11 protein-coding genes are annotated in these 11,743 nt (G+C 59.2%); all 11 read left to right on the top strand.

Annotation, left to right across the window (positions count from 1 at the left end; translation table 11 throughout):
• The first annotated feature begins 21 nt into the window (after window positions 1-21).
• The 11 genes from L1P08_RS08855 (at window position 22) to L1P08_RS08805 (ending at window position 11,740) form a co-directional block, all read left to right on the top strand.
• Complete coding sequence (locus tag L1P08_RS08855; protein ID WP_303616665.1) at window positions 22-1,008, top strand: ABC transporter permease; 987 nt, start codon at window positions 22-24, stop codon at window positions 1,006-1,008.
• A complete protein-coding gene (locus L1P08_RS08850; protein ID WP_303616664.1) occupies window positions 1,008-2,183 on the top strand; it encodes an ABC transporter permease in 1,176 nt (391 codons plus the stop codon). The genes L1P08_RS08855 and L1P08_RS08850 overlap by 1 nt, the downstream gene beginning before the upstream one ends.
• A 5-nt stretch (window positions 2,184-2,188) precedes the next feature.
• Entirely contained in the window at window positions 2,189-3,913 is a 1,725-nt protein-coding gene (locus tag L1P08_RS08845; RefSeq protein ID WP_438268396.1) for an ABC transporter ATP-binding protein, read from the top strand.
• 11 nt (window positions 3,914-3,924) lie between these two features.
• Window positions 3,925-4,701 carry a hydroxypyruvate isomerase gene (gene hyi, locus L1P08_RS08840; protein ID WP_303616662.1) on the top strand — a complete coding sequence of 259 codons (777 nt, stop codon included), beginning with the start codon at window positions 3,925-3,927 and terminating at the stop codon, window positions 4,699-4,701.
• Window positions 4,702-4,714: 13 nt separating this feature from the next.
• Window positions 4,715-5,587, top strand: a complete 873-nt coding sequence (locus L1P08_RS08835) for a 2-hydroxy-3-oxopropionate reductase (RefSeq protein WP_303616661.1) — start codon at window positions 4,715-4,717, stop codon at window positions 5,585-5,587.
• A gap of 112 nt (window positions 5,588-5,699) precedes the next feature.
• Window positions 5,700-7,802, top strand: a complete 2,103-nt coding sequence (locus L1P08_RS08830; protein WP_303616660.1) for a beta-galactosidase — start codon at window positions 5,700-5,702, stop codon at window positions 7,800-7,802.
• A 193-nt stretch (window positions 7,803-7,995) separates the two neighbouring features.
• Entirely contained in the window at window positions 7,996-8,724 is a 729-nt protein-coding gene (locus L1P08_RS08825) for a FadR/GntR family transcriptional regulator (RefSeq protein ID WP_303616659.1), read from the top strand.
• Between the two features lie 121 nt (window positions 8,725-8,845).
• Entirely contained in the window at window positions 8,846-9,277 is a 432-nt protein-coding gene (gene arfB / locus L1P08_RS08820; protein ID WP_303616658.1) for an alternative ribosome rescue aminoacyl-tRNA hydrolase ArfB, read from the top strand.
• Window positions 9,278-9,627: 350 nt separating this feature from the next.
• Entirely contained in the window at window positions 9,628-10,275 is a 648-nt protein-coding gene (locus L1P08_RS08815; protein ID WP_303616657.1) for a TetR/AcrR family transcriptional regulator, read from the top strand.
• Window positions 10,272-11,036: an ABC transporter ATP-binding protein gene (locus tag L1P08_RS08810; RefSeq protein ID WP_303616656.1), complete on the top strand. Its 765-nt coding sequence runs from the start codon at window positions 10,272-10,274 to the stop codon at window positions 11,034-11,036. The genes L1P08_RS08815 and L1P08_RS08810 overlap by 4 nt, the downstream gene beginning before the upstream one ends.
• Window positions 11,033-11,740, top strand: coding sequence for an ABC transporter ATP-binding protein (locus L1P08_RS08805; protein WP_303616655.1), 708 nt, complete (start codon window positions 11,033-11,035; stop codon window positions 11,738-11,740). Before L1P08_RS08810 ends, L1P08_RS08805 begins: the two co-directional genes overlap by 4 nt.
• The last annotated feature ends 3 nt before the right edge of the window (window positions 11,741-11,743 follow it).

The following is an 11,743-nucleotide window of genomic DNA, read 5'->3' as shown; positions in this document are numbered from 1 at the left end:
CGGGCGATAGGGGAGACAGCGATGCTTCGATACATCATTAAACGCCTCATCTACATGATCCCGACCATGTTCGGCATGTCGTTGATTGCGTTCCTGATTATCCAGTTGCCGCCCGGGGATTACGTCACCTCCATTGTCGCCTCGATGACCGACAATGGCCAGAACGCCGACCCCGCACAGATCGCCCGGATGCGGGAGATATATGGCTTCGATGACCCGGTGATTATCCAGTACTGGAAATGGATTTCCGGCATCATTTTGCGGGGGGATTTTGGCTATTCGTTTGAATGGGGCCGTCCGGTATCGGAACTGATCTGGGATCGTATGGGCTCAACCCTTGCGGTATCGGTTGTCTCGCTGCTGTTTGTCTGGGCCGTGTCCCTGCCCATCGGCATCTATTCTGCGGTGCGCCGGCATTCGGTGGGGGACCATGTGTTCACCCTGCTCGGGTTTATCGGTCTCGCCATCCCCAATTTCATCCTCGCGCTGACGCTGATGTATGTCTCTTACAAATATCTGGGGCAAAGCGTTGGCGGGCTTTATTCGCCCGAATATGTCGGCCAGCCCTGGAGCCTTGCCAAGTTCGGCGACATGCTGGCGCATTTGTGGATTCCGGTGATCGTGATCGGCACATCCGGCACGGCGGCCATGATCCGCATCCTGCGCGCCAACCTGACCGATGAACTGAACAAGCCCTATGTGGTCACGGCAAGGGCCAAGGGCCTGCCGCCGATGACCGCCCTGATCAAATACCCGGTACGCATTGCGCTCAACCCGTTCGTCTCGGCCATTGGCTGGGTGCTGCCCAATCTGATCTCGGGCGTCACCATTACCGCCATTGTGCTCAACCTGCCCACAGCCGGCCCGCTGCTGCTGCGTGCCCTGATTGCGCAGGACATGTACCTCGCCGGCAGCTTCATTCTGCTGATGGGCATACTGACACTCATCGGCATGCTGGTCTCGGACCTGCTGCTCGCCCTGCTTGACCCCCGGATACGGTTCAACTGATGACTATGGAAACCACCACAAGCCTTTTGCAAGATGATGGTCCGGCGATCAGCCCGCTGAAGCCCGGCCAGGAAACAATCTCGATTGCTGCGGCAGGACAATGGACGCTGATCTGGCACAAGTTCACCGCCAACAAGGTGGCCATGTTTGCCGGCGTGATCATCATAATGCTCTATCTGATTGGCGCATTCGCCGAGTTTCTGGCACCCGACCTGCCGCAAACCTCGCGGCCGCAATATACCTATGCGCCGCCCCAGAGCATTTCGTTTTTCGCCCCCGATGGGGAAGGCGGCACCAAGTTTCTGCCTCACGTTCAGGGCTATAAGGTTGAGGTGAACCCGGAATCCCTGCGCCGCTCATTCACTGTTGATGACGATCAGATCGTGCCTATCGGCTTTTTTGTGCGGGGTGCGGAATACAAGTTCTGGGGTCTGTTCCCCATGGACCTGCATCTGGTGGGGCCCCTCAAGCACACAGATCCGTTCTATCTGCTTGGCACCGACAAGCTGGGGCGCGACCTGTTGAGCCGGCTCATTTATGGCACCCGTGTTTCCATGTCGATCGGCCTGATCGGTGTTGCCATCAGCCTCGTGCTCGGTGTCGTGCTCGGCGCGCTCTCGGGCTATTACGGCGGCTGGGTGGATACCCTGATCCAGCGTGTGGTTGAAGTGATCAGCGCCATGCCCACCATTCCCCTCTGGCTCGGACTGGCTGCCGCCATTCCCATCACATGGTCGCCCCTCCAGGTCTATTTTGTCATTACCCTGATTGTCTCGCTTCTGGCCTGGACAGGGCTGGCGCGTGAAGTGCGTGGCCGTTTCTTTGCCCTGCGCGGCGAGGATTTTGTCACGGCGGCCCGGCTGGACGGCTCGAGCGAGAAACGCATTATTTTCCGCCATATCCTGCCCTCGCTGACAAGCCATATTCTGGCGGTGGTGACACTGGCTTTGCCGACAATGATTGTGGCGGAAACGGCGCTTTCTTTCCTCGGCATCGGCCTCAAACCGCCGGTAGTGTCCTGGGGTGTGCTGTTGCAGGACGCCCAGAATATCCGGACGGTCGCAACCGCGCCCTGGCTGCTGATCTGGCCTGCCGGGGCGGTGGTGCTGGCGGTTCTGTCTTTCAATTTTCTCGGCGATGGCATGCGTGATGCCGCCGACCCGTATGAAGGATGAGCACCATGATTTCTGCCACTCAAAAACGTGCTGATCCAGAGCCGGGTGCCACCGTGCTCAGTGTTCAGAATCTGAGCCTCGATTTTCATCTGCGCACCCATATCCTGCATGCCGTGCGGGAGGTGAGCTTCGACCTCAAGCGCGGTGAGACCTTGTGCCTTGTGGGCGAGAGCGGCTCGGGAAAATCAGTGACAGCCCGCGCCCTGCTGCGGATTATTGATAGCCAGGCGGTGATTACCGGCGGCACCATTACGCTCGATACGGGCGCAGGACCAATCGCGGTCGATCAGCTCGATGAGAACGGCAAGGATATCCGCGCCATTCGAGGCCGGCGCATCGCTTTGATCTTTCAGGAGCCGATGAGTTCGCTCTCCCCGGTCCACACCATCGGATCGCAGATTGTCGAGGCTTTGCGTCTGCACCGGCAGATGGACAAAAAGGCCGCCCGCGCCGAGACCATCGAATTATTGCGGCAGGTGGAGATTGCCAGCCCCGAAGAGATGATCGACCGCTATACGTTCGAATTTTCCGGTGGCATGCGCCAGCGCGCCATGATCGCCATGGCGCTGGCCTGCGATCCGGACATTCTGATAGCCGATGAACCGACCACCGCGTTGGACGTGACCACACAGGCGGAAATTCTCGACCTGATCAAGCGGCTGCAAGTGTCGCGTGGCATGGCCATGCTGCTGATTACCCACGATCTGGGTGTGGTGGCCGAAGTGGCGGACACGGTGGCCGTGATGCGCTATGGCCGGATTGTGGAACAGGGCAAGGTGGACGAAATCTTCCACAACCCGAAACACCCCTATAGCAAGCAATTGCTCGCCTCGACCATGCGGCTCGAGCGCCATGCCGCTCAAGCGGCATCAAATGTCAAAACTGATGATCCAGTCCTCTCGGCGCGCAATCTGACCAAGGTCTATGGCGCGTCATCAAGCTGGTTTGGCGGCAAGGGATTTGCCCTCAAGGCCGTCGACAATGCCGATATCGATCTGTTCCGGGGTGAAAATCTCGGCATTGTGGGGGAAAGTGGCTCGGGCAAAACCACATTGGGCCGCCTGCTCTTGCGCACCGTCGAGCCGACTTCGGGGACAATCACCTATCGCCCCGAACCGGGGGTCGAAACCGATGTGCTCGGCCTCGGCAAGAGCCAACTGGCCGCCTATCACGCCCAGACCCGGCTGGTCTTTCAGGACCCGTTCGCCTCCCTTAACCCGCGCATGACCGTCAAACAGATCATCGCTGATCCGCTGGTCGTGGAGGGCAATCTGAACGCCCGCCAGATTGAGGAAAAAGTGGCCGGACTGATGGAGCTCGTCGGGCTCGATCCGCTGGCGATGGAGCGCTATCCGCATGCCTTTTCCGGGGGGCAGCGCCAGCGTGTCGGCATCGCCCGCGCTCTGGCGCTCGACCCGAAAATCATCATTGCCGATGAGGCAACCTCTGCGCTCGATGTGTCGATCCGTGCGCAGATTCTCGATCTGCTGCTCGATGTGCAAAAACGCCTGGGACTGAGCTTTATCTTCATCTCCCATGACATTTCCGTGGTGCGCTATTTCTGCGACCGGGTGGCAGTGATGCATCGGGGCAGGATCGTTGAACTGGGCGATGCCGAGCAGATTTGCACCGCGCCGCGTGAGGCGTATACCAAAAGCCTGATCTCTGCGGTGCCCAATCCGGACCCCCGCAACAAGCGCATGCTACACCGTACAAAATTTACTGCCTGAGGATAATCATCGTGCCAAAGTTTTCTGCCAACCTCTCGTTTCTCTATGCTGACCTTCCCTTTGCCGACCGCTTTGCGGCGGCTGCGAAGGACGGGTTCCCGGCGGTTGAGTATGTCAGCCCTTATGAAATGCCCGCTGACAAGATTGCCGCCATATTGCAACAGTACGGGCTGACCCAGGCCCTGTTCAACCTGCCCGCCGGGGACTGGGCCGGGGGCGAGCGTGGCATTGGTTGCCTGCCCGATCGAATAGAGGAATTTCAGGCCGGGGTGGCAAAAGCGGTTGAATACGGGCAAGCGCTTGGATGCAGGAAAATCAATTGCCTTGCAGGGATTGCGCCCCAAGGCGCAAGCGCTGATGTGCTTGAAGAGACATTGGTGGCGAACCTTAAATATGCCGCGCCGCGGCTGGCTGATGCTGGCATCCAGTTGTTGCTGGAGCCGATTAACTTGCGCGACATCCCGGGTTTCTTCGTCTCGCATACCGATCATGCCGAGCGGATATTCGATGCGGTTGGATCGGATAATCTCTATCTGCAATACGATATTTATCACACCCAGATCATGCAGGGCGACCTGATCCCTACCTATGAACGGCTGGCGGCACGCATTGCCCATATCCAGATCGCCGACAATCCCGGCCGCCACGAACCGGGTACCGGCGAGATCAATTACGACTTCGTTTTCAAGGCCCTCGACCGGCTGGGCTATGACGGTTTTATCGGCTGCGAATACAAGCCAATGGCCGATACCAGCGCCGGTCTGGGCTGGATGAAAAAGTATATCTGAGGAGCATCATCACATGAAAATTGGATTTATCGGTCTCGGGATTATGGGGCGGCCAATGGCCGGACATTTGATCGATGCGGGCCACGAGGTGTTTCTGCATCGGGTCAAACCGGTCTCGCAATTTCTGGTCGACAAGGGTGGCAAGGCTCTGGGCAGCGCCAAAGCCGTGGCCGAGATGGCCGATGTCATTATTCTCATGGTGCCCGATACACCCGACGTGGAAGAGGTATTGTTTGGGGCTGACGGCGTGGCCGGAAGCCTCTCGGCGGGCAAGCTGGTGATCGACATGAGTTCGATTTCCCCGGTCGCGACCAAGGAATTCGCCGCGCGGATCGAAGCGCTGGGTTGTGATTATCTCGACGCGCCGGTCTCGGGCGGCGAAACAGGGGCGGTGAATGCGGCGCTGACCATCATGGTTGGTGGCACGGACGAGGCTTTTGCCCGGGGCAAACCGCTTTTCGAGATCATGGGCAAAACCATCACCCATGTGGGCCCCGTCGGCGATGGGCAGACGGCAAAAGTGGCCAACCAGATCATTGTCGGCCTCACCATTGAGGCGGTGGCTGAAGGCCTGTTGTTTGCGCAAAAGGCCGGGGCTGATCCCGCCAAGGTGCGCGAGGCGCTGATGGGCGGCTTTGCCGGGTCAGCAATTATGAAATTGCACGGGCAGCGCATGATCGATCGCACATTCGATCCCGGCTTCCGCATTCGCCTGCACCGCAAGGATATCGGTCTGGCGACAGAGGCTGCCAAATCGCTTGGGGTGAAACTGCCCAATACGGCGGCCCTGCAGGACTTGATGAACGCCGCCATCGAAAAGGGTGACGGCGACAAAGACCATTCGGCCCTTGTGCTGACACTGGAGGAGATGGCCGAAAAGAGCTGAACGCACCCGCGTCACGGCTGAATTCGATCCAGATCAAATTGCCACCACCGTTCCTGAGGCACGGGGGACAGAGAACGGCTGCCCGCTCGGGCGCATGCCGGAGGAGAAAAACATGAGCAAGATTTCAATGCAATTGCCGTTTGGCGCCGTCTATTTCCGCAAGTCCAACCCACCCAGGGAGGACTGGGCGCGGGACTATGGGGTCGCGGCAGAAGACGGACTTAATGTGTTCCGGCACTGGTTCATGTGGAGCGCGATTGAGCGCAAGCCGGGTCAATATGACTGGGATGAATATGACCGCCAGCTCGATCTGGCGGCCGAAAACGGCATGAAGACCGTTATCGCCGAACTGACCCATACGGTACCCGACTGGGCCTATCGAAAATTCGCCCATGCCCGGCAGATGAAAGCCGATGGCACGGCGCTGGCCGCAACCATGGGCGTTTCGGCGGCGACCGGCGGCTTTGCCAATAATGGTGGCGGGGCCGGGTCGCTGACGCTGAACTGCCCTGAGGTCAAACAGGCGGCAGGCGCATTTCTGGAAGCGCTGGCCGGCCGTTACAAGGACCATCCCGGCATTCTGGGTTATGACGTCTGGAATGAATGCAATTATTCGCCTGCGGTGGATTACAATCCCCATACCAAAGCGGCCTTCCGGGTATGGCTGCAGGAAAAATATGGTGATCTCGATACGCTGGCTGCGGCCTGGTATCGCTTCTCTTATGCGGAATGGGACGATATTGAGCCGCCCACCCAGATCGCACCCTATCCCGAATGCATCGACTGGCTGCAGTTCAAGCGCGACAATTATTATGGACAGATGCAATGGCGCATCGACACCATTCGCGGGGTCGATACCAAAAACCTGATCGTCGCCCATGGTGTGGGCGGGGCCATTCCCGATATGGCATCGCGCGGCTGCGACGACTGGCTGGCCGCCTCCAAGGTCGAGGCCTATGGCTATACCTGGATTCAGGGGCGAAAGGGCGACCAGCCCTGGCGCAGCTTTTATGCCGCCGATCTCAATCGCGCCGCCTCCCGTGGCAAGCCGTTCTGGCATGCCGAACGGCAGGGCGGTCCGCTCTGGATGCAACCGCAAGTGGTGGGCCGGGACAAGGAAGACGCACGCGCCCCTGAGCCGGAAGACATTCGCGCCTGGACCATGACCTCTTTTGCCGGTGGCGCGCGCGGCGTGCTCAACCTGCGCTATCGCCCGCTGCTCGATGGCCCGCTATTCGGGGCCTTTGGTTCCTATGGCATGGATGGGGCGCGCACGCCGCGTTCCGACATGGCATCGGAGATCGGCAAATGGGCCAATGACCCGGCACAAAAGCCGCTGCTTGAGGCCAAGCCGGTCAAGGGCGATATCGGCATTCTGGTGGTGCCGGAAACCCAGCAATGGGACTATCTGCTCAGCCATGAAGGCAAATACGATACCTATGCGGCCGCCATGTGGGGTGCCTATCGCGGCTTTTTCGACAATGGCATTCAGGCCGACTGGGTGCATATCGATGATATCGCCCAGTATGATGCGCTCTATTTCCCCTATCCGATCATGTTCACCTCGGCCCAGGCCAAGATCATTACCGACTGGGTGGAACAGGGCGGTACACTGATTGCAGAGGCCTGCCCCGGCTATTTCGGAGATCGCGGCAAGGTCGGTGTCGTCCAGCCCAATATGGGGTTGGACAAGCTGTTTGGTGCGCGTGAGACCGATGTGGAATTCATGCCCGATATCGGGGACCGCATCCGCTTTCGCCTTGATGGGGTCGAGACGGTAGGTGGCGGCTTTTTGCAGGCCTATCAGCCAGAGGGCGGCACCCCCCGCGCCAGCTTTACCGATGGGCGCATCGCCATTGTCGAGAACCGGTTCGGCAAGGGCCGGACCATGCTGGTCGGCACCCATCCCTCGGTCGGCTACTACCGCAACAGTGCGCCCGAGGGCCTGAAATATTTCGCCGAATGCTTTGCCTTTACCGGCAAGACGCAGCACACAACGAGTAACAACCCGCATGTGCAGATCCGACTGCATGAAGCGGGCGACAGGCGCTATCTCTGGATCGTCAATCCCACCCGCGCCGAACAATCGGGCACGCTGACGCTTGGGGGCAAGGCCCCAAAGCCCGGCAAGGCCTTTTGGGCCGGTGAACATGCCGGTTTTGACGGCACACGGTTCACGGTGCCGCCAAGAGATGTGCTGATCGTTGAAATCTGAGCTTTGTGGAGGGCAGGTCATCCGGTGTTCCGAACCGGTTGATCTGCCCTCATTTCGGGGCACTGACCGGTGGAAGGGGGAGACGAAAGGGCGGATAAAAGGTCGCCTAGCGATGTCGGGGAGGATAGGATATAGCCCAAACGCAAATCCGGCGATAACGCCGGGATAGCGCAGGAGCGATATTATTTCGATTGTGTCCGATACCCGGTCCGGCGTTGCGTCGATCAAGAACCGGCATGCGCGGGTGACGGAAGAGCTGGGGCTGGCGATTGTCCGGGGTGACTTCAAACCCGGCGAATCCCTGCCGCCTGAAATTCAGATATGCGAAATGATGGGGGTGAGCCGCACGGCAATCCGTGAGGCCATCAAAGGGCTTTTCGCCAAGGGGCTGGTGGCCTCGAGACCCAAACTGGGCACACGCGTGCGTGAGGCGAGTGCCTGGAACCATCTGGACCCTGATGTGCTGCGCTGGCGGCTGGAGGTCAGCGATACGGAAACCTATCTGGTTAAAATGTTCCAGCTGCGCCACGCCACCGAACCGGCGGCCTGTGCCCTCGCTGCGGTGAACGCGCAAGAACAGGACTGCGTACACATTCAGGCAGCCTTTCAGGCAATGGTCGATGCTGGGGACGACAAGAATGCCTGGGTGGAGGCAGACCTCGATTTCCATAAATCGATTTATATGGCGACCCATAACGAGTTCTTCTGGCCGATAGGCCAGTTGTTCGGCTTTGGCCTTCGGCACATGTTCAATATCTCCGCGCTCGGCCCCCATCGACCGCGCGCTGTGCTTGAGCACGCAGCACTGGTTGAGGCCATTATCGGCCATGATCCCGAAAAAGCCCGGGCAACCGCTTTGACCCTGCTGGAAAATGCCAAAAAGGATATCGACCTGATCCGGAGCGCCGTCGACAGGGCGTAAGGGTATCGCGCCGGGCAGGCTATCGGGCCATCATTGCTGGCTGAAGGCGAAATATGCCATATGCACCCATTGGCACGCCTTGATCGATATGTTTGTCTGGCGTGGGCAACAGGGGCGCTGAATGGCTGAGCCGATTGAAATTACCGGCACGATTACCCTCGATCCCGCCGAGATTGATTTCAGCTTTGTGCGCAGTTCCGGCCCGGGCGGACAGAACGTCAACAAGGTCTCAACGGCGGTGCAAATCCGTTTTGATCTTAAACACTCGCCCTCATTACCCACAGGTTTGAAGACCCGCGCCGCAGCTCTTGCGGGAACCCGGCTGACCAATGAGGGGGTGATTGTGCTCACCGCATCCAGCTTCCGCTCGCAATTGCAGAACCGGCAGGATGCCGTCGCACGGCTGGTCGCCCTGTTGCAGCAGGCCGCGATTCCGCCCAAGCATCGCCGCAAGACACGCCCCAGCCTTTCAGCCAAACGCAAGCGTGTGGACGCAAAAACCCGCCGGGGCGCGATCAAAAACCTGCGCCGCAGCAAGCCGAGCCTCGACTGATATAAACTATTGTTTCGCAACGGCTTTATTCAGATGACTGGCTGAATAATGCCTGGGGTTTGCCGGCCGCAGACACGGTGCATCCATGTGCAGGGCGGTTTTGCGGAAGCTGGTCAAATATTAGCAAGTGTTGACGTGCGTCGGCTTTTCGTGGTGCGATAGTGCCGAGGTAGGGAGGAATAACCTGAAGACCGGCAACAACCGGATTTTCAGGATGTTTGGCTTTGTGCCTAAAAACACGGCACGCATTCCCGCTGATTGTCTTTTGTGCATTTTTTTGAAAAACAGACTTGATTGTTTGTAAGTGACGCCGCAGTTTTCCCATTCTGAATAACGCGGGAGGCTGTCGGGTGACTGGCAAGCACAGAAGAAGATCGCAGCAGGAACGCACCGCCGAGACATCGGCGCGGCTGATGGAAGCGACCATCGACCTGCTCTATGAAAACGGGATCACCCGGGCGACGACGCCGGAAATTGCCCGCAAGGCCGGTGTGTCGCGCGGCGCGCTGACCCATCACTTTCCCACCCGCGATTCCATCATCACCAGTTCGATTGCCCGCATGTTGTCGCTGGTCAACGAGGATCTGGCGCGATTTGGAAAGGACTTTGCCGTCCGGGGTGGTTCCAGCGACGAGATCGTCGATTACCTTTGGGACGTCATGTCGAACCGGCTGTTCTATGTGACCCTCGAATACCTGCCTGAAGCCCGGCACAATGAAGATTTCAAGCAGCAATTGGTGCCCGTTGTGCGTGATTTTCATGCCGGGCTTGACCTGATCTGGACGGAACTGGCCGAACGCGCTGAAGTCAGCCCCGATCTTGCCCGCAACATGATGAACGGCACCATGTGCTTTATCCGCGGCATGATTGCCCAGACGGTGCTGCGCGATGACCCTGCCTATTACGAAGGCCTGCTCACCTTCTGGAAACAGCAGGTGCGCCAGCAATTCCCCACCGCCAAACCGGCTGCCACCCCGAAACACGGAGCCGCCGAATGAGCGCGCTGCTTTCAGTTACCAACCTGACGCTTGGCTTTTATGGCGCCCAGGTGCTCAACGGCGTTGATTTTGACATTGAAGAAGGCTCGTTCACCGGCCTGATCGGCCCGAATGGTGCCGGCAAATCGACCCTGTTCAACGCTATCTCCGGCCTGTATCAGCCAAGTGGCGGCAGCGTGAAGATCGGCGATGATGACATTACCGGCCTGCCGCCGCATCAGCTGGTGCAGCGCGGACTGGTGCGCACCTTTCAGTTGGCGCGCGGCTTTCCCAAACTCTCGGTTTTCCAGCATCTGATGCTTTACGGGCTGAAACAGCCCGGCGAACACATGCTGGCCGCCGTGCTCGGCAGCAAGGCGGCAAAAGCCCGCGAGGCGGAACTCGCTGAACGCGCCCTTGGCATCGCCCGCCGGTTGCGTCTCGATCATGTCATCGACAATCCGGTGACCGCCTTGTCCGGTGGCCAGAAAAAGCTGGTCGAAATCGGCCGCGCCCTGATGGCTGAACCGAAAATCATCCTGCTCGACGAGCCGATGGCCGGGGTGAACCCCACCCTGACCGACGAGATTGCCGGGCATCTGGTGGCGCTCAATGAAAGCGGCATCACCATCTGTCTCATCGAACACGACATGGCGCTGATCAAACGGCTTTGCGACCCCGTGGTGGTGCTGGCCGAGGGCCGCAAGCTGGTGGAAGGCACGTTCGAGAAAGTCGCCGCCGATACCGAAGTTCAGGAAGCCTATCTGGGAAGCCGCAAATGAGCCTGCTCACAGCTGAAAATATTGTTGCCGGCTATGGTGCGGCGGAACGCATTCTCAAGGAGGCCTCGATCCGGGTCGAACCCGGTGAGATTGTCACCATTATCGGCCCCAATGGCGCCGGAAAATCGACATTGCTGAAAGTGGTTGCCGGCCTGGTGCCCGCCCGAGAAGGCAAGATTGTGCTTGAGGGCCGGGATGTCACCAGCGAGAGCGCCGTTGGCCGCACCAAGTCGGGCATCAGCTTTGTGCCCCAGGAACGCAATATTTTCGGCTCGCTTTCGGTCGCGGAAAATCTTGAGATCAGTGCCTATCAGGACAGCACTGGCGGCAAGACCCGCATGGCGGAAATGTTTGACCGCTATCCGATGCTGGCGGGAAAACGCGGTGATCTGGCGCGCACGCTGTCGGGCGGCCAGCGGCAAATCCTTGCCATGGCCATGGGCCTGATGACCGCCCCGACGCTTCTGCTGCTCGACGAGCCGACCGCGGGCCTGTCGCCTCGCGCCGCAGAAGAACTTTTCGACGCCATCACGGCACTCAACCAGACCGGACTGCCCATTTTGATGGTCGAGCAGCATGCGGTCGAAGCTTTGGCCATATCCACGCGTGGATATGTCCTCGTATCCGGCAAGGAATCCGCTGAGGGGGCGGGACCTGATCTTGCCGTTGACCCCGAAATCCGCCGTCTCTTTCTCGGCGGGTGATCC

The organism is Mariluticola halotolerans (assembly GCF_021611515.1).
In the GTDB taxonomy this organism is placed as follows: domain Bacteria; phylum Pseudomonadota; class Alphaproteobacteria; order Rhizobiales; family Devosiaceae; genus Mariluticola; species Mariluticola halotolerans.
This window is presented reverse-complemented; position numbering and strand designations above follow the sequence as displayed.